The 20011-nt window shown below is 58.7% G+C and carries 16 protein-coding genes and 1 pseudogene; 5 read left to right on the top strand and 12 right to left on the bottom strand.

All coding sequences use genetic code 11. The features are described from left to right. Position 1: 1 nt before the first annotated feature. Both lnt and IE091_RS01710 read left to right on the top strand, forming a co-directional pair. Complete coding sequence (gene lnt / locus IE091_RS01715; protein WP_016916425.1) at positions 2–1534, top strand: apolipoprotein N-acyltransferase; 1533 nt, start codon at positions 2–4, stop codon at positions 1532–1534. A gap of 53 nt (positions 1535–1587) precedes the next feature. Further along, positions 1588–2631: a L,D-transpeptidase family protein gene (locus tag IE091_RS01710; protein ID WP_016916424.1), complete on the top strand. Its 1044-nt coding sequence runs from the start codon at positions 1588–1590 to the stop codon at positions 2629–2631. Between the two features lie 126 nt (positions 2632–2757). Here the strand turns inward: IE091_RS01710 and IE091_RS01705 are convergent, their stop codons facing one another. The 6 genes and pseudogenes from IE091_RS01705 to IE091_RS01680 form a co-directional block, all read right to left on the bottom strand. After that, positions 2758–3663 (bottom strand): hypothetical protein, encoded by a 906-nt coding sequence (locus IE091_RS01705; RefSeq protein WP_016916423.1) that lies wholly within the window; start codon positions 3661–3663, stop codon positions 2758–2760. A gap of 518 nt (positions 3664–4181) precedes the next feature. After that, the gene (locus tag IE091_RS18630; protein ID WP_081139052.1) at positions 4182–5270 is read right to left on the bottom strand and encodes a TniQ family protein; all 1089 of its coding nucleotides are present in this window, start codon (positions 5268–5270) and stop codon (positions 4182–4184) included. Further along, positions 5270–6072, bottom strand: a pseudogene (locus IE091_RS01695) (TniB family NTP-binding protein). The gene IE091_RS18630 and the pseudogene IE091_RS01695 overlap by 1 nt, the downstream one beginning before the upstream one ends. Positions 6073–6137: 65 nt before the next feature. Beyond that, positions 6138–8066, bottom strand: a complete 1929-nt coding sequence (locus tag IE091_RS01690) for a Mu transposase C-terminal domain-containing protein (RefSeq protein WP_016916422.1) — start codon at positions 8064–8066, stop codon at positions 6138–6140. Beyond that, positions 8059–8739, bottom strand: a complete 681-nt coding sequence (locus IE091_RS01685) for a heteromeric transposase endonuclease subunit TnsA (protein ID WP_022521280.1) — start codon at positions 8737–8739, stop codon at positions 8059–8061. The genes IE091_RS01690 and IE091_RS01685 overlap by 8 nt, the downstream gene beginning before the upstream one ends. 120 nt (positions 8740–8859) lie before the next feature. Then, positions 8860–9918: a transposase gene (locus tag IE091_RS01680; RefSeq protein ID WP_016916420.1), complete on the bottom strand. Its 1059-nt coding sequence runs from the start codon at positions 9916–9918 to the stop codon at positions 8860–8862. Positions 9919–10108: 190 nt separating this feature from the next. On the opposite strand from IE091_RS01680, the gene IE091_RS01675 reads away from it, so the two are divergent. After that, positions 10109–10603, top strand: a complete 495-nt coding sequence (locus IE091_RS01675) for an NfeD family protein (protein WP_096921300.1) — start codon at positions 10109–10111, stop codon at positions 10601–10603. A gap of 2 nt (positions 10604–10605) precedes the next feature. After that, entirely contained in the window at positions 10606–11661 is a 1056-nt protein-coding gene (locus IE091_RS01670) for an SPFH domain-containing protein (RefSeq protein ID WP_039175769.1), read from the top strand. Between the two features lie 74 nt (positions 11662–11735). Here IE091_RS01670 and IE091_RS01665 read toward each other — a convergent pair whose 3' ends face one another. Together IE091_RS01665 and IE091_RS01660 are read right to left on the bottom strand one after the other, a co-directional pair. Beyond that, positions 11736–13217: a sodium:solute symporter family protein gene (locus IE091_RS01665; RefSeq protein WP_096921301.1), complete on the bottom strand. Its 1482-nt coding sequence runs from the start codon at positions 13215–13217 to the stop codon at positions 11736–11738. Continuing rightward, positions 13210–13437, bottom strand: coding sequence for a hypothetical protein (locus IE091_RS01660; protein WP_039175766.1), 228 nt, complete (start codon positions 13435–13437; stop codon positions 13210–13212). Before IE091_RS01660 ends, IE091_RS01665 begins: the two co-directional genes overlap by 8 nt. 21 nt (positions 13438–13458) lie before the next feature. Between IE091_RS01660 and IE091_RS01655 the strand changes: the two genes are divergently transcribed. Continuing rightward, positions 13459–14760, top strand: a complete 1302-nt coding sequence (locus tag IE091_RS01655; RefSeq protein WP_229800664.1) for a glycosyltransferase — start codon at positions 13459–13461, stop codon at positions 14758–14760. Between the two features lie 150 nt (positions 14761–14910). Here the strand turns inward: IE091_RS01655 and IE091_RS01650 are convergent, their stop codons facing one another. From IE091_RS01650 to astD, 4 genes are all read right to left on the bottom strand, one after another. Then, positions 14911–15939 (bottom strand): methionine synthase, encoded by a 1029-nt coding sequence (locus tag IE091_RS01650; protein ID WP_189462640.1) that lies wholly within the window; start codon positions 15937–15939, stop codon positions 14911–14913. A 26-nt stretch (positions 15940–15965) separates the two neighbouring features. Then, on the bottom strand, positions 15966–16943 hold the full coding sequence (locus IE091_RS01645; RefSeq protein ID WP_189462639.1) for a DUF1852 domain-containing protein: 978 nt from the start codon (positions 16941–16943) through the stop codon (positions 15966–15968). Between the two features lie 211 nt (positions 16944–17154). Continuing rightward, positions 17155–18504, bottom strand: coding sequence for an N-succinylarginine dihydrolase (gene astB, locus IE091_RS01640; protein ID WP_189462638.1), 1350 nt, complete (start codon positions 18502–18504; stop codon positions 17155–17157). Next, complete coding sequence (gene astD, locus IE091_RS01635; RefSeq protein WP_189462658.1) at positions 18501–19973, bottom strand: succinylglutamate-semialdehyde dehydrogenase; 1473 nt, start codon at positions 19971–19973, stop codon at positions 18501–18503. Before astD ends, astB begins: the two co-directional genes overlap by 4 nt. Positions 19974–20011: the final 38 nt, after the last annotated feature.

The raw sequence follows: 20011 nt of genomic DNA, 5'->3' as shown, positions 1-20011 counted from the left end.
TATGGATGTGGTCGATAAAGATAAAGAATATACGCTTTTTGCTGGGCGCTCCTCACCAATAGTCGATTGCGTTGTAGCGCTCGCCGCTGGGGTGCTGACCACCTTGAGTGCCGCCCCCTTTTCCCTATGGTGGCTTGGCCCAGTGAGCGTGGCACTGGTCTATTGGAGAATAGCGTCGCTAACGCCCGCCATGGCCACCCTGCGTGGGTGGTGCTATGGGGTAGGCCTGTTCGGTTCAGGCACGTCGTGGGTCTTCGTTGCTATTCACGATTTCAGTGGCACCGGGGCCTTGGTGGCGATGCTCCTCACCACTCTTTTTGTCAGCGTCCTGGCGCTCTTCTTTGCAGTCCCCTTTGGGCTCTATCGACGCATCACGGGGCCACGGTTCGCCTTTCTTAGCTTTGCCGGTATGTGGGTGGTGAGCGAATGGCTACGCACTTGGATGCTCACCGGCTTTCCCTGGTTATTGCTGGGCACCTCTCAGATTGATTCTCCACTAGCCCCATGGGCGCCCGTTGGTGGTGTGTACTTGCTGTCACTCATGACCGCGCTGACAGGTACGTTAGGGGTAGAGGTACTGCGTCGCCGCTGGAGTTTCCTTGTCCCAATGGCCGCCTTGTGGATCGTTCCATTCCTATTGCCCGCCCAATGGACAACCCCGGCTGGCAAGCCCATCCGGGTGGCATTGCTGCAAGGGAATCTTGACCAGCGCATTAAGTGGACTGCCCAAGGGCAGCGCGAAGCGATCAGTATCTACACGACGATGACACGGGAGCAAGCAAGGGATATCGATCTCATCGTTTGGCCTGAGGCAGCCCTTCCCATGCTTGAGCAGGAAGCACAGCAAATACTTGAGCAAGTAGCGTCCGACCTGGGGCCTGACACCGCCTTGTTGACCGGCATTTTGCAACGCGACAGTGAAGGGCGCTCTTATAACAGCGTCATAGGGCTAAATGATGTGCAGGGCGAATACCAGAAGGCGCACTTGGTGCCCTTTGGCGAGTATTTGCCATTCCAAAGTCTCCTCGCTGGCACCCTTGCTTTTTTCGACTTGCCAGTACCTCGCCTGACCCCAGGGTCAGGCGAACAGGCTCCGTTACACGTGGCTGGAGCCACCATTGGCAATGCCATTTGTTACGAAATCATTTTTGCCGACCATGTCGCCCAACAGGCGCGTAATGCCGAGCTGCTATTAACGGTTTCCAACGATACGTGGTTTGGGCGCTCCATTGGCCCACACCAACATCTTCAAATGGCGCGTCTACGTGCCTTAGAAAATGGTCGTCACCTACTTCGAGCTACCAGTAATGGCGTGACGGCCATCATCGATTCACAAGGTCACGTCACAGCCCGTGCCCCACAGTTTGAACAGGCCAGTTTAACGGGCGAGGTGACCCCGATGCAGGGCCTAACTCCTTTCACACGCACCGGTAGTGGCCCCGCTTGGATACTCGCTGCGGTGCTGACACTGCTCGGGTTACAACTGAACTTATCTCGATCAAAAAACGACGCATTAGATGAAAAAGGAACCTAGCGATGCTCTTGGCAAAGAACGCAGCAATACTTAAGAGATTCCTCCCATGGCCAATGCAGATCGGCTTCATCGTGAGTGTGATGGTTTCGTTTCTGGCATGGCTCCCTGTCGCCATGGCGGCACAACCTTCCACTGCCCAGGAGACGGAATGGCCCAAGGGGCATTACCCGCTACCTGAGGAAGGCAATATTATCGGAGAGGCTGACACCTTCATCGTGAAGAATTACGAGGATACTCTGATTGATATTGCCAGACGTCACAACCTTGGCTACCAGGAGATTGTACGTGCTAACCCAGAGGTCAGTATTTGGGTGCCCGGAGTGGGTACTGAAGTAACCATTCCAGGACGCTTCATCCTGCCGAATGTCGAGCGTACTGGGGTCGTCATCAATATCGCCGAGCTGCGGCTTTACTACTACCCAGATGTCAAAACCGGTGAGACACCGCGCGTTGAGACCTATCCTATCGGCATCGGTCGCGAAGGGTTTGATACACCCCTTGGTGTGACCGAGACCACCATGAACATTAAAAACCCCGCATGGTACCCGCCTGAGTCGGTAAAACGTGAAGCGGAAGCACGCGGCGAAACCGCACCAAGCGTTGTACCGCCCGGCCCCGATAACCCGCTAGGAGACCATGCCATCATCCTAGGCTTCGATGGCTATTTGATTCACGGCACCAACCAGCCCGATGGCATTGGCATGCGCGCAAGCCGAGGTTGTATCCGCATGTTACCCAAAGACATCGAATCTATATTTGACCGCATTCCACCCGGCACCCAAGTCAACATCATCAATCAGCCGATCAAGATAGGTTGGGAAGGCGGTCAGCCGCTGATTCAAGCCTTTCCGCCGCTTGGAGAAGAAGAGCACAGTATGACCGCACTCACAGAGACCATGACACGCCTTAACCAATACAATGTCGATAACGTAAACCTCGATTACGAGCAGCTCAGCGATGTCCTGTCACTCTCTAACGGGCTTATAACCCCACTACATCCAAAGCAGGAACAGGAGCCACAGCGCCACAGCCCAGAAGAGAAGGCTATCAAGGGCATTTATGAAGACCTGGTTTTGACGTCATCTCAACGGTCATGACACGCCTTTTGGCACCCCGTTGAGCCCTGGCATATAGGTAGAGAGCCATAGCCCCGTCCAAACGGCGGGGCGACATTCGCCTACAGAGTCGCGGGGCCCTCCAAGTGACTGCGCGCTATCAGTGTCTTAGCACTCAATATCCAGAGGCAGCCAGTAGGTAACGCCACCCACTACCACCTGTATCCCGTCTGTCGTCCGCTCTACGGTCTGTTGTCGAAGCATTTTCTGCGTTAATTTTGTGTCATGGAAATACTCCATGGCAGCAACGATCCATGCCTCCCTCCAGGCCTCTCCTTGATCAGCACACCGGGCCATCGTCATCAGGGTGCGGGCTAGTGTTTCTTTTCGCCGCTTTCTTGCCCGTTTTACATCCACCCGAGGAGCCAACGTGGTGGCATGTTGGCGATTTAAGAAATTAGTAAACCCCGTGACCGAGGCTGCTTGTCCGGGCACCGCATGCAAATAGTTGTCCACATCGCCCTGTTGAGGCAGTCGCTGCCCCTCCCGGTCAGTAGCGAGTAGCAATGCGGCTGCCGCTCTTAGTGCAAGTCGTGCGGAGGTGTGGGACGTTTTGCCCGCCTCTATACGGGTTTCCAATTGCAGCCAATAGGCTTGCAGCACTTGGTCTGATAGCGAAGCGAACGGCATAGAACTGAGACACGCTTGAATACGTCTTTTCTCTGAGTCGATCCGCTTTGCTTGGTGATCCGGCTCTACCCCTTGCTCTTCATGCAACCATCGCATGGGAAGCCTCACACGCCGCAAGCCCTCCGCCCCGAAGTGATGAAGTAGCTCCGAATAGCTCGGTATCCGTGACCATGCCTGGTCGAGCTCAAGGAAGAACGAGAAGAAATGATTGATCTTGAGGGCAGCCTTATGCGGCCCAGTGATACGAATCAGCCATTCACCAAATTCCCCAAAGGCCTCACTTAACGCTTTGGTAGTGATACCGGCTTGGCCAATGGTGATGCGTTTACGGCATGTTCGCGTCCAATAGCAGGGCTCACAGGCATCACCTCGACCCGCTGGCATGGGATTACCACACGATGGGCAGGCAATTTCCCCTTGCTCATTACAGGCTTTGCACAACGCATCCCCGTTGGGTGCCACCACCAATAAACGATGTCGACGACATGCAGAACAGGTACCGTGGTCTGCTGTCGAACAGCGTGGACATAAGCGATGATCATGCCCCATACGCGCCACTCGGGTAAGACGTTGAGATGCTTTCCCACACGCCTCGCAGGGCTCTGGTTCTTTGAAATAGGGAGCGCAGGCGATACAGACAGGGCCGTAGGGAGTGACCTTGCCGATGTTGTAGTCTGAACTGGCTTTTCCACATCGTGCACACGGTTTGTCAACGTTGCACTGACGACAGACGGCGTCTGGGTCATTCTTAGGCAGACGGGCTAACTCACCACATCGTGGGCACATCCGCCGCTTAAACACACGAGCATAGCAAGTTGAACAGTAGCCGTGCCCTTTATGGCGTCGCCACAATTTGGAGACTTCTCGGCCACACTCATCGCAGTCGACCGTTTGGTGTTGATTCAAGAGGTTGGCTCCGCTTTCATTCTGCGTTTTAAACGCGCCCATGAGGCTCTAACAGCGCGTTCCGACATGGGGCGACAAGCCGGGGGAACACGGCGGCGATGCGGCCCATGAGGGTGGTGAGATAACCGTGATAGCAGCGGCAACAACACAACGGGGGGCGACCTTCGGGGATCATGAAGCGCGCTCGTTTTGACATTGCACGCGACCAGAACGCTGAACGTTTCTTCAAGGCCCATACTGAGCAAGCGTTCCAACGCTACCAATAAGGCACTACGCTCGCTGACAGCCAGCAGCTCAAACGCCAGGCCAGACACAGGCATTCGGCAATCCGTAACCGAAATGCCCAATGAAAGAAGCGCATCGGCCAGGGGTGACACAGGCCGCCGACTTGCACGCCGTATAACGCCAATAAAAAAGGCCACCATAGAAAACCAATCGGCGGGTGCGATAGAGGCCTGCCTAAACGTCACCTTATCCTGTTCTAACACACGATCAGCCATCACTTGAACACTGAACGCTTCAGGTAAAGGCGACGTGCATACCGCCTTTCTAAAATCGTTATGACACCGGCTGCATTGAGCTAAATGTTGATCTTCCGCTGTCAGGCGATGGGGCTCTATAGGGGCCTTGCATGCTGGGCACTCATCTACCAGCTGCACCCCATGAAAGCGGCACCCAGTGTGCCAAGCGAATCGCCAGTGCCGGCGCAAGTAGGGGGTTGAGTCCTCTGCCAAGCACAACGTGCATACCTGTTGTCCTCCATGGCGGGTTCGATTTCGGCTGCCGAGTGCCAACAACCAGGGCCAAGTCCGGGTTTCCGGTAACGAGTAACCGACCACTTTCTCACAATCGTCCCGCATCCCCGCTTTCTGAAACTTAGCGGAAGATATCCCCGAGGCATTCACTAATGGGCGCATTCTTGCGAGGGGTATTTCCCTATCAATGTCCCTCGTCCATATACGCCATGTTGGCCAAATAGCCCCGGTGAGCGACAAAGGATCACACCCCTGTCGCAACGCCGCCCGAACGAGCCATGATGAAAGGGACTCCTCAGGCAGCAGGGGCACACTCAGCGCCCAGGTCATTACAGCATCACTTCCCTAATGCCACGGGTGGGCCGCACCCATGATTTACTCTGAATAATTTTCTCATCGATGCACTCAGCTCCAGACAAAATAGCGGCATTTGCACACTCAATCAGCAGCCGGTGCAGGTCACCCAAATTACCGCCAGAAATCGCGTGGAGCTGGGTCGCCAATTGGGGCTCATGCAGTTGGGAAGGATGTTTGAGAGGTAATATCTTCTCAAAGCCAGCGAGCAGCTTCTGAAACTCCTGATTGAGCTCCCACTTTGGTAACGCGACCACATCAAAGCGACTCGCATGCTGTGGGTCTGAATGCAGCACACGCACAGCATCTTGCGTCCCCACACCAACGATGGGAATCATTAGCTCATTGCATAAAAGCTTAATGGCATTCATCGTTTCGCGCTGCTTAACAGCACCACCGGTTAACAGAGAGTGAAACTCATCGATGATCAGTAAGCGCGTATGGCAAGCACGCAGTTGATGAATCACCTGGTAGCGCAGCTTGGGAACAGGATCTGTAGGCCGGTAGGGAGCCCAGAAACTCTCTAGCACTGCGATATACAGACTTTTCTCATCGGCACTCGGGGGAGCCTGAGTGACAACAACAGGCTTCACGGGCTCTACGTCTTCATTCACGTAGCCTTCACCGTACTGCTTACGAAACTTGTCTTTCCGTTGTTGGAGTCACCCACGAGCAAGAGGTTAGGCATACGAGGACGACTGGGCTTCTCCATCAACCCACGCATGACCTCAATGACACGATTGGCCAATGGATAGCCCAACCAGCGCGGTTGATCCATAAACTCCATTCGCTCTTTAGCGGACAGCCCCAAGACGTGACGAAGATCAGGATGAAGGTGTGTGCTCATGCTATGTCCCAGTTCACATCGATATCACCCGTTAAAAGACCGTCCCCTTGAGCGGGTGTCTCTTTAGGGGCCGCAGTTGAGGGCGCATGTAAAAGGGGATCTGCAGGCGTCACCTTCTTCTCATGCTCTTTACGTCGTTGTGCCTGACGGCGACTTCGCTTAGTACGTGCTTGCGACTCCTCCACATGGGTTCGCAGCTCACTAATAGCGCGTAGAATTTCAGTCTCATTGACCGAGTTTCTTCCTTCCTGCCGAAGGCGCGCTTTAGCTTGGGCATACTCCCAAACACTCATCGAGGGGAGGGCAAGATTGGCAAAGGGCACGCGAAAATAGTGCCCGAGCTCCGGGTCTTTGAACCAAATGACACTAATGTCGCGAGGGTCGCGCCGGAAAACAAAGGTGCGTTTCTTGTCTGGCATGTCTGGATCTTTGGCATTGATCCAAGGTCTTAGCGCTTCATCGTAATAGTTTATGCCATCGATGGTCACACCAAAGGTCTGGATCGTACGCTGAAAGCTGGGCAAAAAATCGAGCAATACAGAGAGCCTGTCAGCAGGCCTCGGCGCTAATCCCACTCCCTGCACATCCGCATTGCCAAACACACCAATTTCCCACTTTTTCATCGGCGACATACCAATCCCAGAATGAAGGCGCTGGTGGTAAACCTTGCAAATCAACGTCACCAGCCACTCTTCAAACTCGCTTTTCGTCATGGCCGCGTGCTTCTCTGGATCGTATCCCTCTTTCTCTTTAATGGAGGAGAAGGTCGTCCCAGGCAGGTTATGGATTTCCTTTAGAAGAGAGCCCAGTACCCGCTCAATGTGGCCACCATAACGAGGCTGCTTAACAGGCCGAAACTCAAGGTTGACCCCATAGGCTAGGCATGAGCGCCGAAACGTCTCAGAGCGAAAATCTGGGCCGTTATCGACATGAATCGTGGCGGGTGTGCCCCATACCGGCCACTCAGCCTCCACATTATGCAGTAGCAACCACTCATCTTTAGGAAGCATGGAGTGCGCCACACACATGCCGACAGATGTTTCAGAGGGCGGGTCAAACGACAAGTAATACCCCGTGACCATGCGAGTAAACACGTCCATGGCCAACGTAATCCATGGGCGACCAATCGGCTTGCGATACACGTCATCGACCAAAATAATATCGGCAGGCGTGTGGTCAATCTGCATAACGGCTAACGGATAGTCCGCATTGGGAAATTTTCCGGCAGCCGGCTGGAACTTGTTAATGGCTTTGTCTCTAAAACCATGGCCACGCAACCGGTCACGCTCTGGGATATCACGCAGACGAGCACGAACGGTACCAGGGCTCGGCGGGTCGATGCGCCGTTCATGGCAGCGCCGCATGACTTCCTGTACCGCTTTTTGTGCGGACGGACGCTGCAGCGTCAAATACACCTCTTTGATGACTTCCTGAATCACTGCCTCGGCATGCGCGGGAATACGCGACTTTCCCTTCTTCCACCCTGGCTTTTGAGGAATCAATGCGAGCACCGAGCCCGTCGCTTTATACCGCTTCAACCAACGGTAGATCGTAGCCGTATCAACCCCCGTTTGTTTCGCACGCTCCTCCGCTGCATCCCGCCCCACCGTATGGCGATCCACCAAGGGCTTAATGATGGAAAAGCGATGCTCGGCCTCCCGCCAATCGGCATCCCCAATCTCGGACATATCCTGCTCAGGGGATACGGACCCGCTATTGAGAGGCGCTAGTTCTTTGATGCGAAGCGGGCAACTACGCCCGGACTCAACGGCAATGCCAATGACTGTCTCAAAATCGAGCACCTGGGAAATTCGGTAAACGGTGCCATCTTTCTGAACCTGCTCACCCACCATAATCTGCAAGTGTTGGCGTGTTTGGGCGACGCCGTTATTGGGTTCAGTTGCGCTGCCACGATGGTTATTCATAATCGGGTACCCATACCTCCGATAGAGGACTGAAGGATTGGGCCATATCGCAATCTAACTGCCGAGTCGCCAGTAGATGCCATAAATGCGCAATCCCCTCTGCCCGGTAAATATCGCCCATAAAGTGCCGAGAAAGCAGGTAATCCAAGGTCGCCACCCCCATTTCCCTCACCGTGTTGAGGACTGCCTGGCTTTCGACAGAGGGAAACACCATCCGCTTGTAGCGCGCTAGGAAGGTAATGTTGTCCAAGGTCTTATCACGAATGCGGCTTTCATCATGAATGCGAAACGCCCAGCCCTCATTGTTGGCATGCCGTATCGCCGCCTTCCATTTAGGCGACCATTCACGCCAATGTGCTTGCCACTTTTCCCGTGGTTTGACCTCCACCAGGAGAGGTTTTGGGTAATCCCTGTAATGACGGTTACCGAGACGGTAATAAACCAAATAGTCAGGTGTGTAGGTGTAGCGCCTACCGGTCACGGGATGATGAAACGGGATCTCGCACGGCTGGGATATCACACCAAGGACGCTCACATCAAAGTCAGCCTTGATGAGGAAATCACGTTCGAGCGTCGACTCGAACGCAATAGACTCCTCCCCGCGAAAGGCATAGTAGCCAGACACACTTCGTCGGGTAGGGCCGATTTTACGAACGGATGTAGGCAGTGGCATGGGCAGTCGCACCAAATGTTGAATAAAACAAGACCTGTCGCATCAATTGCTATTAATTCTGTCGCACTCAATCCTGTACAGACTACCATAATAGCCCGATATTACGCCCTGAGGGTCGCACTAATTGCTGAAAATGACAAGCAGTGCCCAGGCCAGGCTGGCCAGCGCCACCAGGTTCTGCAGCGTCGTGAAACGGCGTGCCTGGACACCCTCTAGGTCGAACCCCTGCTTGGTGAACCGGTACCCCTCCTCGCAGGCCCAGCGATCCAGGTAAGCCTGAATCATCCGCTCGCCTTGGCGGCGACCACGCACCGGGCGCGTCGTCACCAGCACCAGGCGCTCCGACTTCTCATGATCGACAACGATCATCCACAGCGGCGTCTCCGGATGCTCCCGCAGTGTGACCTTGGTGATGCCGAACCGCACCGGGATATGCTGCCCACGGCGCAAGTGGCCGCGGTGCTTCAGTGGCAGATCTCGGGCAATCTGCTGCGACGTCTTGGCGGTATCTCGCCACTGCCAGAAGCGCTGATTGGCGGCCCGGACCAGCACATGACGCTCGGCGCGCAGCCAGGCATCCCACAGCCGCCCTCGATCGCCGCCACGATCGATGACCCACAGTGGCCGGCCCTCCACATGGCGCTGCACGGTATCCATCACGCTCAGGATATCGGTGTTTTCACTGCGGTAGCCGCCGCGAGCCGGCGATAGCAGCCGCGTGAGCAGTGGCCAGGTGGTGCCCCGCTTCAGGTCGCGTGCCACCACGCTGATCAGCGGATAACCGCCGACGATCTCGCCGGTATCACCGTCGCGAACGCGGGTTCGGTATTCACTGGTCGGGGCGCCATCCCGGTTCAGGTCGCCCGGATCGATGGCCAGCACCATGTCATCGGTGATATAGGGCGTGATCCGCTGGAGCTGCAGTTGCTCCGCGGCCCAGGCAAGCTCGCTGTGCCGGGACAGCATGCGCGACAACCGCTTCTGCGTGTGGTGTAGCCGACAGGGTTCCTTCAAGGCGCGGGCGATCTCGGCCTGGCGCAAACTACCGCTGGCCAGGATGCCAAAGAGCGTTTCTGCCGCCAGCTTCACGACGGGTCGAGCGAGGTGATCCGACAGGTCGTCACACCAGTCGATCAGGCGAGCTTTCCATTTGGCGCGGTCTTTGGCATCTTGAAGCATCGGGGCTTTCCTTTTGGTTCATGGTGTTAGGGGTAACAACATGATACCGGCGGGAAAGCCCCGATCTCGTTGATAGCACTGAAATTTTCAACGCTATTCAGGCAGTTACAGCACCACCTGTGGAAAAGTGGGGAGACGCTAGGCCTAAGGTACGTTACCCTTGAGGTAGTCCACTTGATAAGGAGTGCTCATGGATTGGAATCCGGCCTACACTTGGCTAGTCATCGCGCTGCTGCTCAGTCTCGGCGAGCTGACCTCTGGCGCCATGGTCCTCCTGGCGCTGGGCATCGCCGCCGCCTTGACCGCCGCCGTCACCGCACTGGGGCTGACACTGCCCTGGCAACTGCTCAGCATGGGCATCTTCGCGGGTATTCTGGTGCCCGTGGGCGTGATGGTGATTCGCCCGCGCTTTTCGCCCAAGGGGGTCGCCTACGGCACCACCGGTACCGGTGTGGAAAAGAACCAACACTATGTCACCCTGACCCGCGACTTCGATAATGCCACCGGCATCAAGGTCAATGGCGACTTCTATCGACTACGCGTGCTGGAGAGCGGAGCCACCGAGCTGCCCTCCGGCACTCCGGTGGTGTTCAAACGTTTCGAGGGCACCACCGCCCTGGTCATGCTGGCCCCTGCCAGCAACCCGGTTCCCCAGGACAACCATTCGCAACGCAAGGAGCTTTAACCATGGATCTACCCATCAGCCCAGGCCTGTTGATCAGCCTGATCATCGTGGTCATCGGTATTCTGATCATTTCCAAGGGCCTGGTGATCGTTCGCCAATCGGAAGTCATGGTGATCGAGCGGCTAGGCTCGTTTCACCGGGTGCTGGAGAGCGGCATCAACATCATCATTCCCTTTATCGAGCAGCCCCGCGCCATCACCATGATTCGCTACAAGAAAATGGGCGAGGAGTACCACCCCATCACCAGCGATGAAATTCGTATCGACCGTCGGGAAACCGTCATGGACTTCCCGGGCCAGCCGGTCGTGACCACCGACAACGTCACGGTGCGGATCAACGGCGCGCTCTACTATCAGATCATCGACCCCAAGCGAGCAGTCTATGAGGTCGAGAACATGAGCCAGGCCGTGGAGGTACTGGCCAAGACCACGCTGCGTTCGGTGGTCGGCAAGATGGAGCTGGATAAGCTGTTCGAATCCCGGGCCGAGGTGAACAACGAGATTCAGGCTGCCATGGAAGAGCCTGCTTCCAAGTGGGGGGTCAAGATCTCCCGGGTCGAAGTTCAGGACATCGCCATGCCGGAAGAGGTAGAGTCGGCCATGCGCCTGCAAATGGCTGCCGAGCGTAAACGTCGTGCAACGGTCACCGAAGCCGAGGGCGAAAAATCAGCCGCCATTGCCATGGCCCAGGGCCAGCGTGAATCCGCCATCTTGAATGCCCAGGGCGATAAAGAGTCGGCCATTCTGCGCGCCCAGGGCGAGCAGGAGTCCATCAAGCTGGTGCTCAGCGCCATTGGCGATAGCGAAGAGAACAAGCGCACGGTGGTGGGTTACCTGCTTGGCCAAAGCTATATCAAAGTGCTGCCCACCATGGCGAAAGACGGCGAGCGCGTGTTTGTGCCTTACGAGTCTTCTGCTCTGCTGGGTTCCATGGGGATGTTCCGTGAAATGGCAGGCTCCCCGGAAGACACCGTGGCCAACCATCTGGATCACGCCAATTCTCGTCAGGGCGGCTTCCGCAGTGGCATCGTGGGGGGCGCTGCTGGCGGCCAATCGTAGCCATACCCGCGAGGCCAGCGTCAGCGCTGGCCTCGTCTGTTCTCTTTTCTCTTTTCTCTTTTCTCTCTTCTCCTCTAACGCCCCAGCCGGGTCAGCCCTCGTGGCGCCGAAATGCGAAAGAACCGCTCGACCACCTCACTGGCCCCCGCTGGAGTGACCAGCGACACGGCAAAAAAGAGCGGCAGATTGACCATCAGCCCCCAGAACCCGGCATGGATCCCCAACGGGTGTGGCCACACGGCGGTGAATGCCACCGTTACCATGAAGCCCGCCATGATGCCCGCCATGACACCCAGCTTCGACGCTCTGGGCCAAAAGAACATGCCGATGAACGCAGGCAGCACTTGAGAAGCAAACCCCAGCCCCACCAGCAGAATCATCACCAGGCTTCCCGGCTCGGCAATCGCCAGCGGCGCAATCAGCAAGAACATGATGGGTAGAATCAAAAGCCGCGCCAGCTTGGCGGTGGTGCCCTCCGAGAGCTTGAAAAGCGGCTGCAGCACGTCTTTGCTCACCGAGAGAGAAACCGAGTGAATGAATGGCTCGCTGGAGGACATGGAGGCTGCCAGCGTGCCCGCGCCCAGCAGCCCCACCAGCACCACCGGCAAGTGCTGCATGGCATACTCCAGCACGACGGTGTCTGCCCGCGCCAGCTCCGGCAATGAAAAGATACCGATGAAACCCACGGTGACCATGGGCAAAATCACGATGTAGTAGGTCGGCAGCCAGGTCGCACTACGGCGTATCGTGCGTGCCGAGGAAGCACTCATCCACTGGGTCCATACGGGCGGCATGAATGACAACATCGAAACGATGATCGAAGTGGTCCAGAAACTGAAGCTCATGTCGCCTGCCGCTCCAGGCAGCGTCAGAAACTCCCCGTGGTCAGCCTGAATACGCTCGAACACGGCCGCAAAACTCACGCTGCCCGTCGCACTCTGCATCGCCCAAAGCCCGACGGCCCAGGCCACGACCAGCATCAGCGCCCCTTGAAACGCGTTGGTGCGCCCAATCGCGCGCTGACCGCTGGCGCACAGATACACGGCGATACACGCCAGCACCAGCACTACCCCCAGCCACACCGGAATGGCCCCGCCGCTCATCACGAAGAGAATGTATGCCGACCCCACCGTTTGCAGCACCGCATAGGCAATCGAGCCTACCGCCATGACGCTGGCCGCCAGCGCGCCCAGTGCCACACTCTGGTAGCGGTCGGCAATGGCACTGGCCTGGGTGACATGGCCAAACTGCTTGCCGAACTGCCATACCTTGGGCCCGAAATACCAGGCCACCAGTGCCAGGTAGGCCAGGTAAACGGCCACGTAGAACACTGCCACGCCTTTGGAGTAGGCCCAGCCGGGCGCGCCCATGAAGGTGTAGGCACTGACGCTGCCGGCCGCTATCAGCAGGTACAGCGTGACAGGCCCCATGCTGCGCCCTGCCACCCCCCACTCCTCCAGGCTATTCATGGAACGGCCCGCTCGGGCGCGCAGGCCAAGCAGCATGGCAGCGGCCACATACAGCAGCGTGATGGTCAGCGGCCAGAGGCTACTCATGGTCGTCACGCTCCACGATGCGATTGCCCACCAGCATGACGACCACGCAGGCCAATATGATCACGTAGCTCCACACCACCAGCAGCGGCAACCCCATGACCAGCGTCGCTCGGTTGACCCAGCCAATGACCGGCCAGATTCCAGCACCGACCAGCCCCACAAACGCTACCAACAACCACCAGCCCGCACGGGAGGTAGGCAATACCCATAAACGTCGCATCACGATTCCATTTGAGTGAACATGCCGCTGCCCAACCAGGCAGCCTCTCGGCGTCGAACGCCACCCCAGGCGCAGGGCCATTGTCACGGCGGCGTCACGGCACTATGGCAGATTGGCCTTACCCTGCCAGCCGCCAAGTCGCCTAACATGAAGATTCTAATGCTTTCCGACGTGTACTTCCCGCGCGTTAACGGCGTTTCCACTTCGATCGAGAGCTTCCGCAACGCCCTGGAGCGCCAGGGCCACGAAGTGCACCTGATCTGCCCCGACTACCCTGCTCACACAGCTCAGGAGCCGCGCACCTGGCGCATCGACTCACGCGGGGTCATCGGCGATCCTGAAGACCGCATGATGCGGTACCAGCGCATCATGGCGATGGCCAGTTCCCTGGCCTGCCTGAAGTTCGACCTGATTCATGTGCATACGCCTTTCGTGGCGCATTATGCAGGCATTGCCTTGGGTAAACGGCTGAACGTTCCGGTGGTGGGCACCTACCACACGCTTTTCGAAGAGTATCTTCATCATTACGTGCCAGGACTGCCGCGCCGCAGCCTGCGGTTTGCCGCTCGACGCTTTTCGGTGCACCAATGCCACCAGCTCGCTGCAGTGATCGCACCATCGTCGGCCATGGCCAACACGCTGAAAACCTACGGCGTTCAGTCACCTATCGCGACGATTGCTACCGGTTTGTCACTTGACCGCTTCGTCACCAGTACGGCAGGTGGGCACTTTCGGGAGCGCCACGGCCTCCCCACCCAAGGACACTTGCTGCTGTTCGTGGGCCGTGCCGCCTATGAAAAGAACATCGGCTTTCTGATCGACATGCTACCCAAGGTACGCCAACGGCACCCGGATACCTGCCTGGTAATCGTAGGAGAAGGGCCTGCCTTGGCGTCGTTGAAACGCCAAGCAACGCAAGCAGGATTGGCAGAGGCGGTGTTTTTCGTGGGCTACCTGTCCCGCGATGGTGCGTTGCAGGACGCTTATCGAGCCGCCGACGCCTTCGTGTTTGCCTCCCCCACCGAAACCCAAGGGTTGGTACTGCTGGAAGCCATGGCCCTGGGAACGCCGGTGGTTTCTACTGCGGCCATGGGCACGCTGGACGTACTGCAACAAGGCGAAGGCTGCCTGATCGCGGAAGCGCACCCTGCTCGCTTCGCAGAACACGTCAATTGTCTGCTCACCAATGACGTCCTGCGCCGCTACCTAGGCCAACGCGGCCAGGCCTATGCCCAGCTCTGGAGCGAAGAGAGCAAAGCAGAAACACTGGCAGCCCTCTATGAACAGCTGTGCCCCAGCGTGCTGGCCACCACGGCGGCTTGATGCGCCTCGTCGGCGAGGCGCGAGAGAGCCGATGACTTGCCTATGACACCCCAATGGCGTGCGGCACGGGTGTTTCGATAAGGATTTGGCCTGTTTATCGGGCAAGGCTATCGAGACTAGTTATCCAAGAGCCTGTTATCGAGGAGCCTGTTATCGAGAGAGCTCCTGGCGCACGATGTCGGCACCTGCGCTCAATGCCTTCAGCTTGCCTTGCGCCACTTTGCGCGGCAGGGGCGTCATGCCGCAGTTGGTGCAGGGGTAGAGCTTGTCGGCGTCCACAAAACGTAGTGCCTTGCGCAGGGTATCGGCGACTTGTTCCGAGGTTTCGACGGTGTGGGTGGCCACGTCGATGGCTCCGACCATCACCTTCTTGCCACGAATCAGCTCGATCAGCTCCATGGGCACGTGGGAGTTCTGGCACTCCAGCGAGACGATGTCGATGTTCGAGGCCTGCAGTTTGGGGAAGATTTCCTCGTACTGGCGCCACTCGGACCCCAGCGTCTTCTTCCAATCGGTGTTGGCCTTGATGCCGTAGCCGTAGCAGATATGCACGCCGGTCTCGCAGGTGACGCCTTCGATGGCTTTTTCCAGGGCGGCGATGCCCCAGTCGTTCACCTCATCGAAGAACACATTGAAGGCGGGCTCATCGAACTGAATGATGTCTACCCCCGCCGCCGCCAGATCACGGGCTTCCTGGTTGAGGATCTTGGCAAATTCCCAGGCGAGTTTTTCACGGCTCTTGTAGTGGCCGTCATAGAGGGTGTCGACCATGGTCATGGGGCCTGGCAGCGCCCACTTGATGGGCTGGTCGGTCTGCTGGCGCAGGAATTTGGCATCGTCGACGAAGACCGGTTTTTCCCGCGAGACAGGGCCTACCACCGAAGGCACGCTGGCCTCGTAGCGATCACGGATCTTGACCGTCTTGCGCTGCTCGAAATCGACACCATCGAGGTGCTCGATGAACGTCGTCACGAAGTGCTGGCGAGTTTGCTCGCCGTCGCTGACGATGTCGATGCCTGCCTGACGCTGATCGTGCAGGCACGCCCGCAGCGCATCCTGCTTGCCTTCCGCCAGCTCGTCGCCCTGCAGTTTCCAGGGGGACCAGAGCGTCTCGGGCTCGGCCAGCCAGGCGGGCTTGGGCAAACTACCGGCGGTCGAGGTGGGCAACAGTGTCTTCATAAGAAAAAACCTTCATGATGAGGGGATCAAAGGGCGTAATCGGCCGACCACTTGTCGAGTATTTGGCGGAAGGGCTTGATGAAATACTGCTCGGTAAAGCGCCCCTGCTCGATGGCCAGTTGGCTGCGCTCTTCACGGTCGTACACGATGCGCGTCAGCGAGTAGTCCTGGTGCTTCAGGCTAGGCTGATAGAGCTTGCCTGCCGCCGAATTGGCGTTATAGATCTCGGGGCGGTAAATCTTCTGAAACGTCTCCATGGTGCTGATGGCGCTGATCAGTTCAAGGTCGGTGTAATCGGCCAGCAGGTCGCCGGAGAAATAGAACGCCAATGGCGCCACGCTATGGGGCGGCATGAAGTAGCGCACCTGCAGGCCCATCTTGGCGAAGTAGAAATCCGTGAGCGACGGCTCGTCGTTGACGTACTCGACGCCCAGCACGGGGTGGCAATTTTCCGTCTGACGATACACCTTGCTGTGGGACACGCTCAGGCAGATGACCGGCGCCTTGCTGAACGATGCGCGGTAGGCGTCGGAATGAATGAAACGCTTGAACAGCTTGCCATGCAGGTCGCCAAACCCTTCCGGGATGCCAAACTCCGAGCGCTCCTGATTATGCTCGGCCAGCCACACGCTGAAGTCGTAGTCGCGAACGTAGGAAGAGAAGTTGTTCCCCATCATGCCTTCGATGCGCTTGTCGAGATGCTGATCGATGATGGTCGTCTTCAGCATTTCAATCGCGGGGAAGGCATCGCTCGCGTTTGCCATGTTCAGCTCGCCGGTGATGATATCCAGCTCGACGGCGTAGCGATCCGCCCTGGGGTTATCCCAGTGCGCCAGGGTATTGAACCGGTTGTTGATCATTGTCAGCGCATTGCGCAGGTTTTCCTGGCAGCGCTCGCCTCTCGCCAGATTGGCGAAGTTGGTCGTGGTACGCGTGCTCTCGGCAGGACGGTAGTTTTCGTCGAACCGGACGCTCTTGATATCGAAGGTAAAGTCGTAGCTCATCGCGAACAAACACCCTGTTGGTCGAGATTGGCGACGGCGCCGCAATGCAGCTCAGCGCTCGATGCCATGTTTGACGTTTCGATACACGGGCGTTAGCGCCACGTCATCGAAGAGGATGTGTTCTTTATGCCAGACCCACCACATGAATGAAAAGCGACATTAATTCAACTCATCATGAGAAAGCCTCATGATGAGCTGTTTGGCAGGGCGCTTACCCCTGTTGAAACGGGTACACCGAGCCAATGTTCAGCAGCTGCGTCAGCTCATCCAGCGCGGTGAGGACTTCCGTGGCGAGCTGCGGGTCGGCCAGGTCATCGGTGGTGAGGCGGTCGCGGTAGTGGCGGCTCACCCAGGCGGTGAGGTCGTTATAGAGCGCATCGTCGAGCAGCACGCGACCGCTGAGGGCTGCGCGCTCGGCGTCGCTGAGCACCACGCGCAGGCGCAGGCAGGCGGGGCCGCCGCCGTTGCGCATGCTCTGCTTCACGTCCTTGACGATCACTTCGCCAATGGGGTTATTGCCTGCCAGGATGAAGTCCTGCAGCGTGCGCCACACGGCCTCCCGCTCCTGACACTCGCTGGGCACCACCAGGGTCATGGTGCCATCCGGGTTGGAAAGCAGCTGGGAGTTGAACAGGTACGACGCCACCGCGTCTTCCATGCTCACCGCTTCCGCCGAGACCCGAATGGGAATCAGCGGCGTACTCATTTTGGCGCGTAGCTCGTCCAGGGTCCGCGCCTCGTCCAGAAACGCCATTTCGTGGTAGAGCAGCACCGGGCCGTTGCCCACGGCAATCACATCGTTGTGGAACACGCCCGCATCGATGGCCTCCGGGTGCTGCTGGGCGAACACGGTCTGGGCGTCGCTTAGCCCGTGCTGGCGAGCCACCGCCTGGCTGGCTTCCAGCGTTTGCCGGGCGGGATAGCGCTTGGGCTCGCTGCGCCCGCCGCCAAACGCCTGGCGACCATACACGAACAGGTGCACGCCGGGCTCGCCGTACTCACCGCACAACCGGGTATGGTTAGCCGCCCCTTCATCGGAAAACGCGGGAGTGGCGGGCAGCACCGGGTGGTGGGCGAAGTGCTGCTCATCGCGGAAAATCGCCTGGAGTACGCGCCCCGTGGTGCGCGGCTCCAGGTAGCGGTGGAAGCTCGACTGCAGGTTGGCCGGGGTAAAGTGTACCCGACCATCCGGCGCATCCACGCCAGGCGTAATGGTGCCCGCGTTGGCGGTCCACATGCTGGAAGCCGAGCACACCGCCCGCAGCAGCTGTGGCGCTTGCTGCGCCGCTCGAGCGAGGATATCTCGGTTGCTGCCGCTGAAGCCCAAGTCGCGCAGCGCGCCCAGGTCCGGCCGCTGCTGCGGGGGCAGAACGCCCTGGGCGTAGCCTGCATCCATCAGCGACTTCATCTTGGCCAGCCCCTGCAGCGCGCCCTCTCGGGGGTTGGAAACCAGGCCCCCGTGGCTCATGGAGGCCATGTTACCGTGGGCCAGTCCCGAGTAGTTGTGGGTCAGCCCGACCAGGCCGTCGAAGTTGACTTCCCGAATGCTGTGGACGCTCATAGAGTGACTCCCGGTGGCAGGGTTTCCGGCATTTCCAGACTGTCGGCTTCCATGGAGGCAACGGGGTAGGCGCAGTAGTCGGCGGCATAAAAAGCGCTGGGGCGGTGATTGCCGCTATCGCCTACGCCGCCGAAGGGCGCATCACCCGATGCCCCCGTGGTCTGGCGGTTCCAGTTCACGATGCCTGCGCGAATACGCAGCAGGAAGTCGTCCCAATCCGCCTGTTCGCCGCCGATCAGCCCCGCCGAAAGGCCGTAGCGGGTGTCGTTGGCCAGTGCCAGCGCCTCGTCCCAATCGGCATAGCGATGGATTTTCAGCAGCGGGCCAAAGTGCTCTTCATCGGGCACCTCCAGGCCGGTCACGTCGATCAGCGCGGGGCTGAGCAGGCTGGTGTTCTCTGCCAGGCGCTGCATACGGTTGATCACCGTGCCGCCCATGGCTTCCAGTTCGTCCTGCGCCTTGAGCAGGCCATCGGCCGCGGCCACGCTCACCAGGCCGCCATAGAATGGCGCGGGCTCCTCGTCGAACTGCCCGGCCACGTGCAGCTTGGCAATCGCCTCGGAGAGTGCGTCGATGAGACGATCTCCCGCCTCCCCCTGGGGAATCATCAGACGACGGGCGCAGGTGCAGCGCTGGCCGCCGGAAAGAAACGCCGACTGCAAAATGGTCAGGACGGCTGCGCGCTGATCATCCACCTCCTTGACTACCAGCGGGTTGTTGCCCCCGAGCTCCAGGGCGAGGATTTTATCCAGCTGCCCGGCAAACTGCTGCTGCAACAGGCCGCCCACTTTGGCGCTGCCGGTAAACAGCAGGCCATCGATACCCGGGTGGGCAGAGAGCGCCTGCCCCACGGCCACGCCGCCTTGTACCAGGTTGATCACCCCGGCGGGCAAGCCGGCTTCCAGCCAGCACTGCAGGGTCAAATCCGCGGTGAGCGGGGTCTGGTCGCTGGGCTTGAACACCACCGTGTTACCCGCCAACAGCGCGGGCACCATGTGGCCGTTGGGCAGGTGCCCAGGGAAGTTATAGGGGCCGAACACGGCCATCACCCCGTGGGGCCGGTGGCGCAGGACCGCCTTGGCGGTACCCACCTCTTTTTCACGTTCGCCGGTGCGCTCGTGGTACGCCTTGATGGAGAGCGCCACCTTGCCCACCATGGCTCCGACTTCGGTACGCGCTTCCCATAGCGGCTTGCCGGTTTCTGCGGCAATCGCCACGGCCAGGTCTTCCTGGCGCGCCTTGAGCACCTCGACGAACCGCTCCACCAGCGCCTGACGCTCGGCAAAGGGAGTGCGCGCCCAACCGGGGAAGGCGGCCCTGGCGGCCTCGACTGCTCGCCCCACCTGGGGCTGCGACGCCGAAGCACCTTGCCAGAGCAGCGTGCCTGCCACGGGGTCGTGCTTGGTCACGGGGGCGGCCTCGCCGACCACCCAGGCCCCATCGATCAACTGCTGCTGTTGGGCGGGCATACGCGGGGTGCGTGCGTTCGGGTTATGCATGACGCTCT

Source organism: Vreelandella hamiltonii (genome assembly GCF_014651775.1).
In the GTDB taxonomy this organism is placed as follows: domain Bacteria; phylum Pseudomonadota; class Gammaproteobacteria; order Pseudomonadales; family Halomonadaceae; genus Vreelandella; species Vreelandella hamiltonii.
The sequence above is the reverse complement of the archived record's forward strand: the minus strand, read 5'-3'. Positions and strand labels throughout refer to the sequence as shown.